The sequence below is a fragment of the bacterium genome (assembly GCA_035529855.1).
In the GTDB taxonomy this organism is placed as follows: Bacteria; RBG-13-66-14; B26-G2; order WVWN01; family WVWN01; genus WVWN01.
In genome coordinates this window covers 16,542-35,202 of sequence record DATKVX010000056.1, presented here as the reverse complement: position 1 = coordinate 35,202, position 18,661 = coordinate 16,542, and the positions used below count along the sequence as shown (strand labels likewise).

General features: G+C 64.1%; 15 protein-coding genes. 3 read left to right on the top strand and 12 right to left on the bottom strand.

The window, feature by feature from the left end; all coding sequences use genetic code 11:
- Positions 1 to 16: 16 nt before the first annotated feature.
- The 11 genes from accC to VMX79_06280 all read right to left on the bottom strand — a co-directional run bounded on the left by accC (position 17) and on the right by VMX79_06280 (position 12,142).
- Positions 17 to 1,375, bottom strand: coding sequence for an acetyl-CoA carboxylase biotin carboxylase subunit (gene accC / locus VMX79_06330; GenBank protein ID HUV86714.1), 1,359 nt, complete (start codon positions 1,373 to 1,375; stop codon positions 17 to 19).
- A gap of 22 nt (positions 1,376 to 1,397) precedes the next feature.
- Positions 1,398 to 1,886, bottom strand: a complete 489-nt coding sequence (gene accB, locus VMX79_06325) for an acetyl-CoA carboxylase biotin carboxyl carrier protein (protein HUV86713.1) — start codon at positions 1,884 to 1,886, stop codon at positions 1,398 to 1,400.
- A gap of 40 nt (positions 1,887 to 1,926) precedes the next feature.
- Positions 1,927 to 2,487: an elongation factor P gene (efp, locus tag VMX79_06320; protein HUV86712.1), complete on the bottom strand. Its 561-nt coding sequence runs from the start codon at positions 2,485 to 2,487 to the stop codon at positions 1,927 to 1,929.
- A 171-nt stretch (positions 2,488 to 2,658) separates the two neighbouring features.
- Entirely contained in the window at positions 2,659 to 3,621 is a 963-nt protein-coding gene (locus VMX79_06315; protein ID HUV86711.1) for a DNA methyltransferase, read from the bottom strand.
- Between the two features lie 197 nt (positions 3,622 to 3,818).
- Positions 3,819 to 4,175 (bottom strand): roadblock/LC7 domain-containing protein, encoded by a 357-nt coding sequence (locus tag VMX79_06310; protein ID HUV86710.1) that lies wholly within the window; start codon positions 4,173 to 4,175, stop codon positions 3,819 to 3,821.
- A 15-nt stretch (positions 4,176 to 4,190) separates the two neighbouring features.
- The gene (locus VMX79_06305; protein HUV86709.1) at positions 4,191 to 4,547 is read right to left on the bottom strand and encodes a hypothetical protein; all 357 of its coding nucleotides are present in this window, start codon (positions 4,545 to 4,547) and stop codon (positions 4,191 to 4,193) included.
- Between the two features lie 39 nt (positions 4,548 to 4,586).
- Complete coding sequence (locus tag VMX79_06300; protein HUV86708.1) at positions 4,587 to 6,068, bottom strand: tetratricopeptide repeat protein; 1,482 nt, start codon at positions 6,066 to 6,068, stop codon at positions 4,587 to 4,589.
- A 109-nt stretch (positions 6,069 to 6,177) separates the two neighbouring features.
- Positions 6,178 to 7,593 (bottom strand): alkaline phosphatase family protein, encoded by a 1,416-nt coding sequence (locus VMX79_06295; GenBank protein ID HUV86707.1) that lies wholly within the window; start codon positions 7,591 to 7,593, stop codon positions 6,178 to 6,180.
- Between the two features lie 3 nt (positions 7,594 to 7,596).
- The gene (locus VMX79_06290) at positions 7,597 to 9,069 is read right to left on the bottom strand and encodes an O-antigen ligase family protein (protein HUV86706.1); all 1,473 of its coding nucleotides are present in this window, start codon (positions 9,067 to 9,069) and stop codon (positions 7,597 to 7,599) included.
- Positions 9,070 to 9,090: 21 nt separating this feature from the next.
- A complete protein-coding gene (locus VMX79_06285) occupies positions 9,091 to 10,620 on the bottom strand; it encodes an O-antigen ligase family protein (GenBank protein ID HUV86705.1) in 1,530 nt (509 codons plus the stop codon).
- Positions 10,601 to 12,142: a hypothetical protein gene (locus VMX79_06280; protein ID HUV86704.1), complete on the bottom strand. Its 1,542-nt coding sequence runs from the start codon at positions 12,140 to 12,142 to the stop codon at positions 10,601 to 10,603. The genes VMX79_06285 and VMX79_06280 overlap by 20 nt, the downstream gene beginning before the upstream one ends.
- Before the next feature lie 143 nt (positions 12,143 to 12,285).
- Here VMX79_06280 and VMX79_06275 point away from each other — a divergent pair, with 143 nt between their 5' ends.
- The 3 genes from VMX79_06275 to gyrA all read left to right on the top strand — a co-directional run bounded on the left by VMX79_06275 (position 12,286) and on the right by gyrA (position 17,458).
- On the top strand, positions 12,286 to 13,020 hold the full coding sequence (locus VMX79_06275) for a hypothetical protein (GenBank protein HUV86703.1): 735 nt from the start codon (positions 12,286 to 12,288) through the stop codon (positions 13,018 to 13,020).
- A gap of 78 nt (positions 13,021 to 13,098) precedes the next feature.
- Positions 13,099 to 14,052, top strand: coding sequence for a response regulator (locus tag VMX79_06270; protein HUV86702.1), 954 nt, complete (start codon positions 13,099 to 13,101; stop codon positions 14,050 to 14,052).
- Positions 14,053 to 15,010: 958 nt separating this feature from the next.
- Entirely contained in the window at positions 15,011 to 17,458 is a 2,448-nt protein-coding gene (gene gyrA / locus VMX79_06265; protein ID HUV86701.1) for a DNA gyrase subunit A, read from the top strand.
- 77 nt (positions 17,459 to 17,535) lie between these two features.
- Here the strand turns inward: gyrA and VMX79_06260 are convergent, their stop codons facing one another.
- Positions 17,536 to 18,660: a glycosyltransferase gene (locus VMX79_06260; GenBank protein HUV86700.1), complete on the bottom strand. Its 1,125-nt coding sequence runs from the start codon at positions 18,658 to 18,660 to the stop codon at positions 17,536 to 17,538.
- Between the last annotated feature and the right edge of the window lies 1 nt (position 18,661).

The following is an 18,661-nucleotide window of genomic DNA, read 5'->3' as shown; positions in this document are numbered from 1 at the left end:
AACGTCGGGTTATCCCCTATTGCCCCTTGCTCTTTATTTCGCTCGCCTCGAGTTCGGCGATAAAATCCGTGGATATTTCGCCCTCTTTGAACATGCGGGATTGTACGACGCGATAGTGGAACGGGATCGTGGTCGGGACGCCCTCGACGGTGGTTTCGGCGAGCGCCCGCGCCATACGCGCGATGGCTTCGTCGCGGCCGGGCGCCCACACGATGAGCTTGGCCAGCAGCGAGTCGTAGTGCGTCGGCACGGCGTACCCGGGGTAAATGTGCGTATCCACGCGGACCCACGGGCCCCCCGGCGGGACGTAGTTCGTTATCGTGCCGGGCGTCGGGCGGAAGTCGTGGTTCGTATCTTCGGCGTTGATGCGGCACTCTATGGCGTGGCCTTCCGTGGGCGGCGAATTTTTAGCCAGGCCGCCGCCGGCGGCGAGGCGCAGCTGTTCTTTTACGATGTCGACGCCCGTCACCATCTCCGAGACCGGGTGCTCCACCTGGATGCGAGCGTTAACCTCTATGAAGTAGAACGAGCCGTCCTCATCGACCAGGAATTCTATGGTGCCGGCGGAACGGTAATTCACGGCCCGGCCGGCGGTGACGGCCCCGGCCAATATCTTTTCGCGCGCCTTCTTCGGCAGCGCCGGCGCCGGCGATTCCTCGATCAATTTCTGGTGGCGCCGCTGGATGGAGCAGTCGCGTTCGCCCAGGTGAATGACGTGGCCCCGGCCGTCGCCCAGGATCTGGACCTCGACGTGGCGCGCGCGGGGGACCAATTTCTCGATATAGACCTCGGGATTGCCGAACGCGGCCTCGGCCTCGACCGAGGCGGTGGCGAAGGCCTTGGCGAGGGCGGCGGGAGTATGGACGACCCTCATGCCGCGGCCTCCGCCCCCCGCGACGGCCTTGACCATCACCGGGTAGCCCACCTCTTCGGCGACGTCCAGCGCGTCGTCTTCGGTTTTAAGGGGGCCGTCGCTGCCCGGGACGACCGGGACGCCGGCCCGGGCCATTATCCGGCGCCCCGAGGCCTTGTCGCCCACGTCGGTTATGGTCTCGTACGTCGGCCCGATGAAGGCGAGGTTGGAGGCCTCGCACGCCTCGGCGAAGTAGGGGTTCTCGGCCAGGAAGCCGTACCCCGGGTGGATGGCTTCGGCGTCCGTGACTTCCGCGGCGGCAATAATGCGCGGGACGTTGAGGTACGACTTGGCGCTTTCCGGCGGGCCGATGCAGAACGCCTCGTCGGCGTAGCGGACGTGGAGGCTCCGGGCGTCGGCCTCGCTGTATATAGCGACCGTTTTGATTCCCATCTCACGACAGGCGCGGATGACGCGGACGGCGATTTCGCCCCGGTTGGCTATTAGTATTTTATCGAACAACTCGAGCTCACTTTTAACCGACCTAGGCGGCCTCAAGGCTGAACAGCGGTTGGCCGTACTCCACCGGCGCGGCGTTTTCGACGTATATGCGGGCCACCGTCCCGGCGTGTTCGCTTTCGATCTCGTTCATAATCTTCATAGCTTCTATGATGCACAGGACCTCGCCGCGCGATACTTTATCGCCCTCGGCGACGAAGGGGTCGGCGTCGGGCGCCGGCGCGCGGTAGAACGTACCCACCATCGGCGACTTGATTACGATCAGGTCTTCGTCGGCGGCCTCGGCTTCGGCGGCGACCGCCGCGGCTTCGCCGCCGGGTAGGGGAGGCGCCGCGGCCTTCCCGGCCGGTCCTGCCAGCGCCGGGTTGACCGGGCCGGCGCTGATGAACGAGACGTTGGCGCCGGCGGCGGCGCGGCTTATGCGGACCGTCCGGAACCACGACCGCATTTCGATTTCGGCTATGCCGCGCTCGTCCATAAGGTCGAGGATCTTTTTAAGTTTTCCGATATTCAAGACGGCTTCCCCTCGCAGTATTTAGGAACGGGCCGGGAGTTTATTTCGCGCGGTCCACGTACTCGCCCGTTCGCGTATCGACGCGTACGACGTCGCCTTCGTTGATAAAAAGCGGAACGTTGACGACGGCGCCCGATTCCAGCGTCGCCGGCTTCGAGCCGCCGGTGGCGGTGTCGCCGCGTACGCCGGGCTCGGTATCGGCTACGGCGAGCTCGACGAAGGTCGGCACCTCCACCGCCACGGGCCGGCCCTGGTAGAAGACGAGCTTGAGCGACGTCCCGTCCTTGAGCCACCGCGCGGCGTCGCCCAGCTCGTCCGCTTTGAGCGCGAGCTCCTCGTAGCTGGCCTCGTCCATGAATTGGTATTCGTCGCCGGCGGCGTACATGAACGTCGCGTTGCGCTCGTCGAGGCGGGCGCGTTTCACCTTTTCGCCGGCGCGCAGCGTCTGCTCGTGGCCGGCGCCGGTGAGGAGGTTCTTCAAGCCCACGCGGACGAAAGCGGGCCCTTTCCCCGGCTTGACGTGGGCGAATTTCGTCACCACGTACGGCGTACCGTCGAGTTCAATAGCGTTGCCGGCTCGGAGCTCGTTGGTGTTTATCATATCGAATATTCAGTTAACCGTACGGGAGAAACTAATAGATTCATCTCGTACTTCGTACTCAAATAAGATCGGTTTTTCGACTTTAAAAAAGGCGGTCCCGGTGCACCGGGAAAGTTTTTGCGTCGACGACGAAGACGTGCGAATTGTTGACCATTTAGGCCTCCGGCACCCCTATTCAAAAAGCGGTTTTCGTTCGCGAATCTCGTTATTTGTTAATTTTTCTTTAAGCCTAGGCCTGTACCTGATGGGCCGGTTTGGTTTTTCCTTTTCGTCGCCCGTAGGTTTGTAGAAACATAAAATGTAGCTATGTACGTTCATCGCTTGGTACGGCGGTTTCCCGAAAGGACGAAACGAGCCACTCCTGTAATAGCGCCAAACGTATAAGTCGAATAGAGGAAAGCCCATATCCTCCGTTATTTTGATGGCGTCCGCGTGTACGGGGATAATTTTCCGAGAAGCCCCTATCCTGTAATCGGCTATGAATAAGCAGAAATATTTCCCTTTCTTCAATACGCGGTGGACCTCGGAGAACGCATCGGTAATGCCGTTTAAAAACCCTTCGTAATCTAAGTTGCTCAAGTCACCTTCAATCTCGGAGTATTCGATCATGCCTGTGTACGGTATATCCGTCACTACGGCGTCCACCGATCCGTCGTTTAGAGGTAAGGACCTCGCGTCACACACGGCTGTTTCGTGTTCGGTTTTATTAATAACCCCGTTACCGTTTTCTAATTCTTCGAGTCGGCCGCGGAGTTTTTTAATTTCTTTCTCGAGGTTTACGATTTCGTACTTCTTACTCGTATTCCCTTTCTGTCTAGTAGCTTCTTGGATAAGGAATTTAATCGCGGCGTCCATTTCCGCGCGATCGAGTCTTTGTAACTTCGTTCTCGTCAATTCTACGGCTTTTGGGTTAACGTCGTAATTAACGGAATGCCTTCCCTGTAGCTTTGCCTCCACGGCAACGGTGCCCGAACCACAAAACGGGTCCAAAATTACGTCGCCCGGTTCGGAAAACCGTTCTAGTATTTTCGCGATAACGAGCGGCCTTATTTTCGTAGGATATTCCCCGATACGGTGGACGCTGTAGTTGGTGACGCCCGCTCTGCCGAAATCCCATACGGATTTATAGCTCATAGCGTTTACTATTCCTGCCGGGTCGTCTACGGACGGCCGGGATTTTTCGTATATTTATAAAGTCGGTGTCTATATTGCGCCGCCGTTAATTTAGGCCAGCGTTTTGGCGCCGCCTGTGCCGGCTTGCGCTGGCCTGGTGCTCCGTTTGGAGCACGTACGTCGTCGATAATCCGCGCCGTCGCGCGGCCGGTGCCGTGTTAGAGGGCCCTGATGACTTCGGGGAAGGCCGTCGCGGCGGCGTTCCACAACGCCGCTTTGTTGCCCCCCCGCGACATTACCACCGCCAGCGTCATCCGAAGCGGAAGGTTGGTTAGAAGTATCGCGCCCTTGGAGTACTCGAACACCCCCTGGACGAATTGCCCCTGTTCCATGTCATTAACCATCTCGCGGGCCGCGGCGGCGCCGTCGCGCGCCAATGCCGCTACCTCTTCCGCGTTCAGCGTTTCGTCCCTAATCACCGATTCCAAGGGAAAGCCGTCGCCCGAGACGAGGACTACGGCCCGCACGCCGTCGAGGGTGGCGATTCTGTTCAGCACTTCCGTGGCTTTCTTCACGTCGCTCGCCCCTGGTTAAATTTCTTTGGCCAATTTCGCGGCGAGCTTTTTCAGCTCGATGCGGCCGCGACCCACGTTCCCGCCGGTTTTTAAGAGGAGACAGAGGAAATAATCTTCCTGCGTTTTTTCGATTAAAATGGTGATCTTTTCGGTTTCGAACAGGAGCTCGGCCACGCGCCCCAGCGCCAGGTTTTGCGAGACGTCCGATATTACTTTGAGCGCCGTCGCGAGCTCGACTTCGGTCACCGCCGTCTCCAGGTCCGGATGAATGGTTATGTTTTCGACGCCGATGCCGTCGGTGCCGCAGAAGAACGCGGCTACCGTTCCCTCGACCCGCTCCAGCAACCCGGTTAACATCTGTTTGAAGTCCACTACGACCTCCGGCGCGCGTGCCGGCCGTTCCTTGGCCGGCTACAGTTCTTTCAGCTTGATGGAGTCAAGCCAACTCAGGAAATCCTCGTCTTTTTCGAAAGGTTCGCGCTCGAGCTCGAGCGGCTTGCGCGGTTGGTATCGCTCCGGCCTTACCGCCAGCTCGTCCTCGCCGGCGGCCTCGCCAACTCCAACCTCGGCCGCTTCCTCTACGGGGGCGGCGGCCTCCGCTCCGGCGGGGAGGGCGAATTCTTCGGCCCCCGTTTCCCCCTTGCGCGCGGGAACGACCCCGGCGAGGTCGACGCTATCGACGCCCTCGGCCCGGGTTTCCCCCAATCCTATGCTGAACAGGTCCTCGCCCGCTATCCCGGGTGCGGCTCGAGCCGCCAACTCGGCGACGTTGACGCCGGCCGACCCGTCGAACGCCGGCGACAGCGGCAACTCCACGTCCATCTCCTCGGCGCCCGCCTCCCCCGCCGTCGCCGCTACGCCGGGCATGTCCAGTTCCCAGGCGGCGCGGTTGTCGCGGCCGAGCGTGAAGTCGTCGAACGACCTCAAACCCGCGGCGGCCGCCACCGCTTGCGCCACCGTAATCTCTTCGAAGCCGCTCAGCGCGTCCTCCACCCCGGCCGAGACCTCTTCCCACAGCTCGAGCTCGTCGTGCTCCAGCAAACCGGATACCGCTTCCACCTTCTGGATTAATCGGACGACCGAAGCCCCGGTCGGCGATTCTTCCCCCGCTACGAGCGTTTCCATGTGGTCGCGGGCCTCCAGGGCGGCGGCGTTGTCCGGTTCGCGCGCCAGGACGTTGTCTATTACCTCCCGCGCGCGCACGAAGAACCCTTGGTCCTCGTATATCTTGGCCAGCGTGAGGGTCGCGATTTCCTCCGGCCCGGCCTCCGCTTCCTCGAGCTCGGCCGCCGCCGGCCCGGCTTCCGCGGGCTGGGCCGCCGCCAACTCCGCTTCCTCGAGGACGGGAGCCGTCTCCACCTCTTCGACTTCGGGAGGCACGGGCGGGACTTCTATTACCTCCGGCGTCGGCGGCGTTATCGCTTCGGCCTCCTCTACGGCGACCTCCGCCTCCCGGGCAAAGGGGCTCCCCTCGATCAACGTGTTGAGCAGTTCCAGCTTGTACGCGTATTCCTCGTTATCGGGTTCGATCTCGAGTATCTTCAAATAGTGATCGCGGGCTTCGGCCAACCGGCCGCGGTTGCGCATCTCGTCGCCCAACAGGCCCAGCGCGGATACGTTGTACGGGTCCGCCCCGAGTACGCTCTCGAGGTCGGCGGCCGCGGCGTCGAAATTGTCCAAAGCGATATAACACCGGGCGAGGAGGACGTGCGCGCTGAAGTAGTTGGGGTATATCGCCAGGCCGCGCCGCAGGACGTCGACCGCCTTTTGGAAGTCGAACTGTCGCGCGTAGAGGCTGGCGAGCGGCGCGAAGATCAGCGCGTGCGACTCCCGCCTGAGCAAATCCTCGTATTGGCGAAGCTTAGCTTCTTCTCTGGGCGTTAAACGTGCCATTAGATGTACGCCACAAGATTTTACTGATATTTAGTATTTTGTAACTTGCGATATTATAAACCATTATTCCGAAGGCCGTCAAGGTAAAAACGCCCGCGCGCTCTCGTGCTTAACGCGGCCGGCCCTTACCCCACGGCTCGCCGTCCATCCCGCGCCACTCGAGCCCCAGGAAGTCGGCCGCGGTTGGCGCTATGTCCTCGAGCTTCATCGCGAGGCTTTCGCCGGCGGGCACGCCCGCGCCGACGACGAGCGCCATCGCCTCGACGGCGTGTTCGCCCTTTTTGGCGGCGTTTCGGTACGGCGCGACCAGCGGCCCGGGTCCTTTTCCCTCCGTCACGACGGCGTCGCGGCGCACTTGGAAGACCAGGTGCGGTTGGTCGGCCGTGACCGGCCCGGCGTATAGTTCGTCGCGCGTTTTAACCCATTCTACGAGGCCCGGGGCCGGCGCCGCGACGGCCAGCAGCGTCCGCTTAACGTCTTCCGCTACCGCGGCCACCTCCGCCGGCCGCACCTTCCCCTCCCGTTGTTCGCCCGCGACGTTCAGGGCGACGCCGCCCCAACGCATGTACATCGGGAAGCCGTAGGCCGCGGTGCGGCGCCAATTCACGGGCAGCGGCCGGCCGCCGCCGAACAACTTCTTTATTCCGCCTAAGAGGACGTTTACGGCGTACGAGGCGGGGTCCGCACGGACCGACAGCAAGCCTTCTTTCTTAAGCAGGCGGTTGACGAAGAAAGCTTTGTCCGGGCCCGGGCCGAAGCCGTGGTCCGAGCAGACGATGAGCGCCGCGTCGGCGCCGAAGGCCTCGTACACCTTTTCGCACGCCGCGTCCAGCGCCCGGAAGTAGGACGCCGCGGCCGCCGGGAAGTCGTCGGGCCCGGCCCCCGCGTAGGCGTCGTCGTAGAAGCGGTGGAAGAGGCGGTCCGGGCCGGTGAAGACCACTACCGCCAAGTCGAAGCGCTCGCGGGCGAACGCCGCCGCGGCCACCCGCGCGCGGGAAGCCGCCAACTCCTCGAGCCGCCGGGACAGCGAGGCCAGGCCGGCCGGCACCGGTTCGTCGAGGTCGTAGGCGTATCCGGCCAAGTACTTCCGGAAGTCGGGCGGCCAATACCCCCGGTCGCTACCCGGCGGCGTGAGGACCCCCGCCACCAGGACGCCGTTGACGGGGGCCGCCGGGTAAGTTACCGGGAGATTCAGGATGAAGGACCTCAGGCCGGCCCGGCTCGCGAGGTCGTAGACGCGCGGTACCAGTACGTCGGTGCTGTTTATCAACCGCCCCGGCTTGGCGAAGCCGTAGTTCGCCATCTCGCGGCGGCGGAAGTCCACGATGCCGTGCCTGCCGACGCCGACGCCGGTGGTTACCGTCGTCCAGGCCGCGGTGGAGACGGGGGGTATGGTCGAGGTCGCGGCGCCGAAAGCGCCGGCCGCGGCGCGGTCGGCCAGGAACGGCATTAACCCGGCGGCGAAGCTCCGCTTGGCGAAGTCGTAGCCGAAGCCGTCCAACCCTATGAGGACGACGCGCGCCACGGTTTAACGGGCCGAGGGGGGCCGGGCGGCCGCCGCGGCGGCCGCGAGTGCGACGAAGGAGAGGCTTACGAACGGGTGCACGAAAGACATCGAGACGAACATCCGCAAGGCGACGCCGGTGAAGGCCGCGAAAGCGGCCAGGCCGAAGGCGGCGTCGACGCCGGTATTCCCGCGGACGGCGCGCACGGCGGCCCGGAAAGCTCCGACCAGCAGCGCGACGAAGGCGCCCAGCCCCAAAACGCCGGTCTCGGCCCACGACAGCAGGTAGACGTTGTGGACCGGGTACTCGAGCGTCCACGGGTTGTAGAAGCGCGCCAGCTCGAGGTAGTTGCCTTTACCCATGCCGAGCAGCGGGTGGTCCCGAATCATCGCGAAGGCGGCGCGCCAGTCGGCGAGGCGATAGGCCGCGGACAGCTGGTCGCCCTGGGCGCCGCGCGCCAGGACGACCGCGACCGCCGGTATGAGCAATATGACGCCCGCCGCGGCCATAGCCGCGAGCGCCCCCGTACGCGCGCCCACGGCCTGCTTCTTCAACCACGCGCCGGCGACGACGACCGCCAGAGCCACCGCCGCCCCGAACCAGCCGCCGCGGGAGAAGGTAACGAACATCGCCGCCGCGGCCAATAGGAAGGTGGCCACGTACGGGATGCGCCGCTTCGCGGCCGCGGTCAGGAAATAAACCGCGGCAAACGGCAGCGCCATCTGGAGGAATTGCGACGTCACGTTGGGCTCGAAGGTCCCGCCGGCGCGCGCTATCAGAAACCGCGCGGCCTCCGGACTCGCGCCGGTGAAGATGAACGCGCCCCAGCCGGGTTTTTCCCACAGGCCGAAGTTATTCTGCGCGAAGAACTCGAGTAGGCAGAGCGCGCTTTGCGCCGCGGCCGCGGCGAGAAGGCCCACCAGGACCGGCCGCGGCCCGGCGGCGGCCAGCTGCCGAAAGAGTACGTATACGGCGTAAAGGCGTGCCACGTCTACCAACGCGGATAAAGTCGGCTCGAGCCTCGGCGCGTGGTAGAGCGAAAGCGCCGTCGCGACGGCCGAGGCCGCTACGGCCCAGGAGATGAGGTCCGGTTTGAATAAGGCCGCCAGCGCGCGACCCAGCGCCGCCGGCCTTTCGCGCGTACGTCGCTCCTCCTTAAACCTGGATAGGAATACCCAGGCCAGGCCGAGGAGTATTACGAAGTCGACCGGGTAGGCGACGACGTGGTCGGCGTTGACGGCGGGGATGCCGCCGCCGGGGCCGAGGTGTTTTACGAGCGGGACCGAGAGCGCGGCCCAGAAGAAAACCGGCAGGAGCCAGGGCCGGCGGGACGGCCAGCCCGCCGCGACGGCGATAATGGCCAGGCCGGCGACGAGGGCGACAACGGCCGCGAGGACTGCGCCGCGGCCGACGGCTAAATAGGCCGCCGCGGCGCCGACGAGGGTCGCGGCGCCGACTTCGACAACAGTTTTGAGTTTAGCGTTTTTCCCGTTCAACGTCGACGCGTACCTTAAACGTTAGGGCGTTGCGTCCGGGGACGCGGCCGCGCCGGCCCCGGCGTCTTCCGCCGGCGTAGCGTTCGCCGCCGCGGCGGCCACGGCGCCCGCTAACGCGATAAACGTGAGGTTCACCAGGGGGTGGATGAACGACATCGACACCAACATCCGCACCGCAAGGCCCGTAAAAGCCGCCAGCGCGGCGGCGCCGAAGGCCGCGTTGCCTCCGGTATTCTTCCGCAAGGCCCGCGCGGCGAGCCGGAACGACGAGAAAAGCAGGGCGACGAAGGACAGTAAGCCGACAAGGCCCGTTTCGGCCCAGTATAGGAGGTAGACGTTGTGGACCGGGTACCTGAGGGCCCAAGGTTGGCTAAGGCGCGTTATGCCGACGTAATTCCCCTTGCCGGCGCCGAGGAGGGGGTGGTTCTTAATCATCTCGAAAGCTGCGGACCACTCCTCGAGGCGGGTCGCGGTCCCGAGCGAGTCGCCGGTGGCGTTACGACACGCGATAACGGCGGTTGCGGGCAGAAGCAGGACGGCGCCCAGCATTATCAAAGTCGCGACCGACCAGTACGGGGCGCCGAGCTTCTTCCTTTTGAACGAGGCGATTACGAGGAGGACGCCTATCGCCGTGCCGGCGCCCAACCACCCGCCCCGCGAGAAAGTCGCGGACAGCGCGAATATCATCAGGAGTAGTAAAATCAAATATTTCGCCCGTTGCGCCGGGACGTCCTTCCGGGCGGTAAGGAATAAGACGGCGCCGAACGGCAAAACCACCTGGAAGAACTGGGCCGTGATGTTGGGCCCGAAGGTCCCGCCGCACCTCGCGACGGATATCTCCTTCCAAACGCCGGTTAGCCCGGGGACCGAGAAGTTCGCCCACCCCGGTTGCTGCCACAGGCCGAAGTTGTTTTGCGCGAATAGCTCGACGACGCAGAGAATACCCTGGCCGGCGGCAACGACGAATAAACCCACCAGTACCGGCTTCGTTCCCCGCGCGGCCAGGTATCGGAAGAGGACGTACACGGCGTAGATGCGCGCGACGTCCAAGAGGGCGAAAACCGCCGGCGCCTGGAAAATCGCAGGGAATATCGATAGTGCCGTCGCCCCGCTTACTGCCAATATCACCCAAGCCATAAGGTCCGGTTTGAATAGCTTGGCGGCGGCTGCCACGAGGCCCTTTATATCGACACGCGGCGCGGTCCTCCCTCGAGCGGTTGAGACCAGCGCCCACACCAGGCCGATTAATATCACGGGGTCGACGGGGTAGACTATTAAGTGGTCGGCGTTTATGGCCGGCAGGCCTTCGCCCCGGCCGAGATGTTTTACGATGGGCAGCGACAGCGCGGTCCAGAATAGCAGCGGTAGTAGCCAGCGGTGGCGCTGCGCAAGGCCCGTTAACGCCGAAACCAAAGCGAGGCCGACCGTTATGACGACGGTCGCTACAAGGGCCGGGTGCAGCTCGAGCGCGAAGACGAGAACAGCGTCAAGTGCGACCGCCGCTAATACCACACCCAATAGGACCCGGTATTTACCGTTTTTCGGCGTCACGGCCTATCCGCACTTCCCGTATGAAGATGTCGCGGTTGTAGCCGTACGTTGGGTCTAAGAAGTCGTTCTCGTACACCAATCCTATTTCGTTTTCCTCCTCCCGTAGGCGAACCTCGGCATGGTAGATATTTTCCCCCGGTACGTCCGCGTAAAAAGTGCGAACGGGTTCGCCGTTGACCGTTAACGTAACTATGGGGTAAAGTCCCTGAACGCCGTAGCTCTCGGCTATTATAGCTATGGGCCTCCGGCCGCCGCCGTCGAAGGTCAACGTAGCCGGCGTCTGCCCCAGCGCCAGGCGGCGTTTGGTGAGGAGAAAGCCGCTCGTCGTTTCGAGTTTCTTTCCCGTAAAGCGGACGCCGTAGCGTTTTCGGAGCGTGCGCCATATCTCCCCGCGCAGGCCCCGGTAATTGCCCGTCCGCAATAGGCCGAAGCCGGCGCGGAGTCGGCGGCGGTCGCCTCGCCAAATGTTTTCGTAGATGTCCGCCGCGGCCTCCCGGTCGCCGGCCCGCTCCAGCGCGAACGCCTCGTACCACCGCGCGTCCGGGTCGGCGGGGGCCAACGCCGAGAACGCCGACGCTGCCTTCGGGTAGTTGCCGAGCCACAGCTCAGCCCACGCCCGGGCGAAGGGCCTCTCGGTGCCGGCGACGAACGCGTCGTACACGTCGTCGCGCGGTATCGGCTTATCGCGGAGCGGCGACGTCGGCGAGGCCGTCGTCGCGAGGTCGCCGTACATCGCGGCCTCCTCGTAGTCGCCGCGCGCGAAGGCCGCCGACGCCAACGCGGCGTCGAAGGGCCGGGGCGACGAGAGGCGGTCGCGTTCGCGGTACGCGGCTTCCAGTTCGGCCCACGGGGCGCCGCCTGCCGCGGCGGCCTCGAGGCGTATTAGGTCGGCGCGGTCGCCGCCGCCCGTAAACGCGGCGTACCGGGCGTACGTGCCCGCGGCCGCGTAATCGCCCCGCGCGAGCGCTCCTTCCGCGGCGCGAGCCAGGCCGGAGCTCACGCCGCCCTTTATCGAGCCGAGGGCGAGGCCCGTTACCAACGCCAGGAACGCGGCGCGGGATAGCTTTTCGGCCGCCGGGACCGCGCCTATCGCCGCCAGCGCGGCAAGGGGAGCGAGTACCAGGTTGAGCGTGGCCGGCCCGGCGAGAAGCGCTGCCGCGCCGGCCGCGGCTACCGCGCCCGCGGCGGTGAAGGCGGCGACCCATTGCGCCCCGCGGGGTGCGTCGCCTCCTTTTCGCCGCCATAAAGCGAGGACGCAGGCCGCGGCGGCGAGGGCGGCGAACCCCAAAAAGACGGCCACGGCGCCCCGCGCCGTTACGGCGGCCGCGACCCGGGCGAGCACGAGGAGGCCGAAAGCGACGCCGACCGGCCCGGCGTACCGCCTCAGGCGCGGCACGGCTACCAAGGCCGCGACCGCGGCCGCGCCCCATACCAACTCGCGGTACGTCGCGAGGGCGCCCCCTGCGACCGGCACCAAAAGCGTTATAGCCCACTTCGCGGCGCTCCCCGGGCGGTAACCCATATTCGCCCCGAAAGTAGCATACCCCTTAGCCCGTGTCAATCGAGGCCCGGGAAGCCGCCGAGATAAATTGACATCGCCGTCTATATGTGATATTTTTACCGGAAGCGGTTAGGGGCTTTTTCGACTACGTAGAGGAGTTCGTTATGGCGCAAAAGCTTTATGGCGTGGTTTTGGCCGCCGCCGTCGCGCTCGTCCCCGCGGCCGCGTGGGCCCAGCCGATGACCGTCGACGAGGTCGTCAAACTCCTGGATAAGGACGTAAGCGACAGCGTTATTACCGCCAACATCGAGAAAACCGGTTCCTACTTCAACCTCTCCACGGAAGACTTGATCGAGTTAAGCGAGGCCGGCGCCTCCGACGAGCTGGTCCGCTATATGATAATGCGGAAGCCGGGGGGAACGCCCCCCGCGACGACCGGAAACGGCGGCGAAGGCGGGACCAACGTTACGGGGCGGGTCTCGGGCGATAAATCGACCACCGCGCCCGGCAAGCTGGTGGACCTGACCGTCAAGGTCGACGGGAAGTACGTCGTTACGTCGCAGGCGGACCTCAACGTATGGTATGCCGCTTACCTCGACGGGAAGAGGATATACTATAAAGACCAGTGGCAGTCGATATATTCCTTCACGACGGCCGAGACCGGCGTCGGCACGACGAAGCGCACCCTCGAGCCCGGGTCGTTCGCCGTTAAGGTTCCCGCCGGGACGCATACCCTCGCGCTGTCCTGTTGGTCCGGACGCCAGGTCCCCACCGACGACGTCGGCAAAGCGAATATTATTTATTCCAAGCAGATAACGGCCGTCGAGGGGCAACCCCTCACCGTCAACCTCGTCGGCGAGACCGATACGACCTCCGATACTTTCGTTATAGTCCGTTAGGCCCGCGGCTCGTTTACGGCCCAAGCTGCTTCACGGCCTGCGTATAAGCGGGCCCGCGCTTTCAGCGCATATAGGATTATGGCTGGACAAAGCGGCCCCCGGGAGCGCGTCCTCGTCGTCGAGGACGAGCCGAACATACGCGAGATAATCAACTTCAACCTCGAGAACTGGGGTTTCGAGGTCGTCCAGGCCAACGACGGCGAGACGGCGCTGGCCATGGCCGAAGAGTATTCGCCGGACCTGATATTGCTCGACCTGATGTTGCCCAAGATGGACGGCATCGAGGTCTGCCGCCGCCTGAAGAGCGGCTTCTGGACCAGCAGAATACCGGTCATTATGTTGACCGCGAAGAAAGAGATTAAAGACAAGGTCCGCGGGATGGAAGTGGGCGCCGACGATTATATAACCAAACCCTTCAGCCGCGAGGAGCTGGAGGCCCGCGTGAAGATGGTCCTCTCGCGGACGCGGTCGCAGCGCGAGCGGAATCCGCTGACCAGCCTACCCGGGCAAATAGCCGTCCAGGGACACGTGGAGAGGCTCCTGGCGGAACGCACACCCTTTACGTTGTTATATCTCGACCTGGACAACTTCAAGGGTTACAACGACTACTACGGCCACAGCCGCGGCGACGAGGTCATAAAGTTATTGGCGGACGTAATCGTGAGCGTCGTGGCGCACAAGGGTGCGCACGGCGACTACGTGGGCCACATCGGCGGCGACGATTTTACGGTAGTCTGCTCGCCCGAGGGGGCCAAGGAGGTCTCGGACGACATCGTGGCCGACTTCGAGAACAAGGTGACGTCGCTGTTCGCGCCGGAGGACCTGGCGCGCGGGTACTTCATCACCGTCGACCGCCAGGGGCACACCGCGAAGCAACCGTGCAAGATACACGTAACCGTCGCCGCGGTACCTAACGACGACGACCAGTATTCGTCGTACGTCGCGATGGTAGACGTCGCGACCGAGTTGAAGAAGTACGGTAAGACGAAAAAGGGCTCGGTCGTCGTCTTCGACCGGAGGCGGGGGGCGTAATTAACAACCCCCTTTTTTACGGCGGGTGAGTGCGAGGTTGATTAAGGGCGGTTTACCGGTACTCGGCGTATTGGGCGCCGGATGTAGCGGACGCGGGTTTTCCGAAGGCCGTGAAGGAATACATTCTTTCGATTAAAATTTTTTATTTAATTTAATACGTGAAAGCGCTCCGGGAAGAGGAAGCCAGGTTTTTAACCGGCGCGTTAATTGCCGTGTCATTAATAAGGTTATTTATTGCGCCCTTAGCTTCCGCGGAGGCGGCAACGAAGCCGTACAATTTTTATTTTTCTCAGGGGGGGAGTTACTATTACGAAAAAGGAGGTGCGGGTTCGACTAAATTAGAAGAGGCTTTTCCTTGGGAACTTAGTTTTTATATAGAAACGGGTTTGTCTTACCGGGAGTTCGGTTTATCGTATCGTTTCTTTAACGAACGTTCCGTTTTCGGGACCCGTGAGGCGCCGAACGCGGTACACCATCATTATTTCCGTGGGGCGTACGTCTTTAATAGAAGTAGTAGGGTAGTATTGGCTATAAAGGGCGTCGTCGTAGTAAGCAGATTCCGGTCGTATATATACCAAAGCCCTTCAGACGCCAAGGCCGAACTGTATTTCGAGCCGGTTTTGTCCCTTACGGGTTTTTACCTTCCGTCGGAATTCTACGCCGTTAGCGGCGAAATAGGCGCGTTGCGGCGCGTCAAGCCGCAACCCGATTGGGTCCCCGAGGGTTCGTATTTTTTCCGTAGTTATTCGGGGTATATCCGGGTAAAAAATTCGGCGGTTGTGGCACCTTTTCTCACTTTCGACGTTACGCCTAATTTTACATACGACGGGCCCTCGGAACCTTTAAGTTCGACCGCCCGCAGGGAAAAGTACCCTACGTGCATATTCTACGGCGTCGACGTCGGTTTTTCGCTATATCCCCTCGCTATGCGGCGAGATTGATTTAGGTAGGCGTCACGATGACCACCCCCCTTATATTCGAGAAGACCAAGAAGGTCGCGATCGCCGACGAGATGCGGTCGTCGTACCTCGACTACTCCATGTCGGTGATCGTGGGCCGGGCGCTGCCCGACGTCCGCGACGGCCTCAAGCCCGTCCACCGCCGCCTTATCTACGGCATACGCGAGCTGGGCGCGGGCGCGGGCAAACCGTTCCGCAAATCGGCGCGCATCGTCGGCGACGTGCTCGGCAAGTACCACCCCCACGGCGATACCGCCGTCTACGACACGCTGGTCCGGTTGGCGCAGGACTTCGCGATGCGGTACCCGTTGGTGGACGGCCAGGGGAACTACGGCTCGGTGGACGGCGACGCCGCCGCGGCCATGCGTTATACCGAGGCGCGCCTTACGCCGTTGGCCGAGGCCATGTTGGCCGACATCGACAAGGACACCGTGGACTTCGCCCCCAACTTCGACGGGACGCTGAAGGAGCCGCTGGTCTTACCGGCGCTCCTGCCCGACCTCGTCGTCAACGGCGCGGACGGTATCGCGGTCGGTATGGCGACGAAGACCCCGCCCCACAACCTGGCCGAGGTCGCGCGCGTCATAACGGCCCTCATCGACAAACCCAATCTGACGCCGGAAAAGGTCGCCGCGATGTTGCCCGGGCCGGACTTCCCCACCGGCGGCGTAATCGTGGGGCGCGCCGGCATCGACGACGCATATCGCACGGGGCGAGGGCGCATCGTCGTGCGCGCCCGAGCGACGATCGAGGAGATGCGGGGCGACCGCGAACGCATCATAATCCACGAAATACCTTACCAGGTAAATAAGTCCCGGTTGTTGGAGCAGATAGCGACCCTCGTCAAGGACAAGAAGATAGACGGCCTCAGCGACCTCCGCGACGAGTCGGACCGCGAGGGTATGCGCGTCGTCCTCGAGCTCCGGCGGGGCGCCAACGCCCACGTCATACTCAACCAACTCTACAAGCATACCCAGTGCCAGATAACGTACGGCGTCATCGCCATCGCGCTGGTCGACGGCCGGCCGCGCACCTTGAACCTGAAGGATATGCTGACCTGCTACATCGAGCACCGGCGCGAAGTCGTGATGCGGCGCACGACGTTCGACCTCGAGACGGCGCAGAAGCGCGCCCACATCCTCGCCGGCTTCAAGAAGGCGCTGGACCACCTCGACGAGGTTATCGCGGTCATCCGCAAATCCAAGGACGTGGACAAGGCGCGCGCCGGCCTGATGGCCAAGTTCGAATTTTCGGAGGTCCAGGCGCAGGCGATACTCGACATGCGCCTCGCGCGCCTGACGGCGCTGGAGCACCAGAAGGTGCTGGACGAGCTGGCCGCTACCAAGAAGCTCATCGCGGAGCTGAAAGCCATACTGGCGGACGAGAAGAAGGTCTACGGCGTCGTCAAGGCCGAGCTCACGGAGCTGGCCGAGAAGTACGGCGACCCGCGCCGGACCGAAATAGTCGCGGCGGAGGGCGAAGACTTCTCGCTCGAAGACCTCATCGCCGCGGAGGACATGGCGGTAACGCTCACGCACGACGGCTACATCAAACGGACGCCGCTCGCCGTGTACAAGCGCCAGCACCGCGGCACGCGGGGCGTTTTGGGCCACGCCGCCGGCAAGGGTGAGGACGTCGTCGAACACCTCTTCATAGCCTCCACCCACGCCTATCTGCTGTTCTTCACCGACCGGGGTAAATGCTATTGGCTCAAGGTCTACAACGTCCCGGAGATCGGGCGCTCGGGCCGGGGCCGCGGCGTCCGCAACCTGCTGGAGGTCGCGCCCAGGGAGCAGATAAGCGCCGTCGTGCCGGTAACGGACCTGGACGCCGGCGGCACCCTGTTGTTCGCGACCAGCGGCGGCCAGGTTAAGAAGACGCCCCTCGAGGCCTACTCCCGGCCCAAGCGCGGCGGCATCATCGCGCTCAGGCTGGCGGAGGGCGACCACCTCGTCGGCGCCCAGCTCGAGCGCCCGCGGGGCGACGTCGTGCTGGTCTCGGCCAAGGGCAAGGCGGTCCGCTTTCCGTCGAAGGAGGTGCGGGCGCAGGGCCGCGCCGCGGCGGGCGTTCGCGGCATGAGGATGGCGAAGGATGACGCCGTCGTGGCCATGCTCGTGCCGGCGGCGTCGGAAGACGTGCTCGTCGTAAGCGAGAAGGGCCTCGGCAAGCGGACGCCGCTCAAGGCGTATCGCAAGATGCACCGCGGCGGCGGCGGCGTCATCACGCTACGGACGGGCGGCAAGGCCGGCCTGGTCGTCGGCGCCAAGGCCGTGGCCGGCGACGAGGACCTCGTCCTCATCACCGAGAAGGGCGTCGTCAACCGCGTCGGCGTGGCGGATATTTCGAAGCAAGGCCGCGCGACGCAGGGCGTGAAGGTAATGAAAGTGGAGGCGGGCAACCGCGTCGCCGCGATGGCCGTCGTGAAGGAGGAGGAAGAGAGCGAGTAGGCGCGGATGCCGGTTGGCATAAAAATAAAGCGGCCCCGCGGGGCCGCTTTTAATTTGGGTTCGGCGCGCGGCGCCGTCTACGGCGCCGTCGGTTTTCGGCCCAGGAGCTCGGCGTACCACGCCTCGGTTTCCGCCACCATCCGCGCCAGGGCGAACTTCTCGACGGCGCGCCGCCGGGCCGCCTCGCCCAGCTCGCGGCGGCGTCGCTCGTCGGCGAGTATTTCCGTCAGGGCGGCCGCCAGCGCGGCCGCGTCGCCCGGGGGCGTGACGACGCCGGCGCCGTCGGCCAGCGCCTCGGCGTTTCCCCCCACGTCGGTGGCGACGCACGCCAGCGACGACGACATCGCCTCGAGCAGCGCGTTCGAGAACCCCTCCGCGTCGGAGGAGAGGGCGAAGACGTCCGCCGCGGCGAGGTACTTCTCGACGTCGCGCCCGGGCCCCAACAACCGGAGGAACGGCAGGAGGCCCATCCGGCCGGCCTCGCCCACTATCCGCTCTTGCTCCGGGCCGTCGCCGACGAGGACCAGGTGCGGCCTGACCGCAGCCCCCGGGCCGGCGTGGACTTCCGCCAGCGCCCGCAGCAGGAGAGCGTGATTTTTGACCGGGCGCAGGTTACCAACGTTGATTACGACCGCGGCGTCCGCCGGCAGGCGCAACTTGTCGGTCCGTATAGCGTTGCGGGCTGAGGCGAGGCGCGCCGGGTCGAACCGTGCCGTGTCGACGCCGTTGTAGATGACGCGGAACTTGGCGGCGTGACGCTTGAGTACGGCGCGGTAGCGGTCCGCGACGCGCCGAGAGTTGCACCATATGCCGTCGGCGCGGCCTGCGGCGTAGCGGTCCGCGAGGAAGTGGTACCACTTCTTCCATGGGTCGGTGGAGAGGAACGATATTATAATCGCCGGGACGCCGGCGCGCCGGCCGGCGACCGTCCCCCACAGGTTGGCGGTGGTGAGCTGGCAATGAAGCACGTCGGGGCGGGCGGCGGCCAGTATCTCTTTGAGCGCCCGGAGGCGCGCCCGCCGGGGCCGGTGGGGAATTAATACCAGGCTGCCGAGCAGGTCCGGCGTAACGGCCCGCGTCCGCCCCTCCTCCGTTATCAGCATAACGTCGTGGCCGCGGGCCCGCAGGCCCCGCGCCAGGAGGACGATTTGCCCCTCGGCGCCGCCGACGTCGAGCTGGCCTATGTAGATCGCAATCTTCAAA

Excerpts from the sequence above, each read along its gene's own strand:
- VMX79_06275 (HUV86703.1), top strand. The coding sequence starts at position 12,286 with ATGGCGCAAAAGCTTTATGGCGTGGTTTTGGCCGCCGCCGTCGCGCTC.
- VMX79_06315 (HUV86711.1), bottom strand. The coding sequence starts at position 3,621 with ATGAGCTATAAATCCGTATGGGATTTCGGCAGAGCGGGCGTCACCAAC.
- VMX79_06270 (HUV86702.1), top strand. The coding sequence starts at position 13,099 with ATGGCTGGACAAAGCGGCCCCCGGGAGCGCGTCCTCGTCGTCGAGGAC.
- VMX79_06300 (HUV86708.1), bottom strand. The coding sequence starts at position 6,068 with ATGGCACGTTTAACGCCCAGAGAAGAAGCTAAGCTTCGCCAATACGAG.
- gyrA (HUV86701.1), top strand. The coding sequence starts at position 15,011 with ATGACCACCCCCCTTATATTCGAGAAGACCAAGAAGGTCGCGATCGCC.
- efp (HUV86712.1), bottom strand. The coding sequence starts at position 2,487 with ATGATAAACACCAACGAGCTCCGAGCCGGCAACGCTATTGAACTCGAC.
- VMX79_06280 (HUV86704.1), bottom strand. The coding sequence starts at position 12,142 with ATGGGTTACCGCCCGGGGAGCGCCGCGAAGTGGGCTATAACGCTTTTG.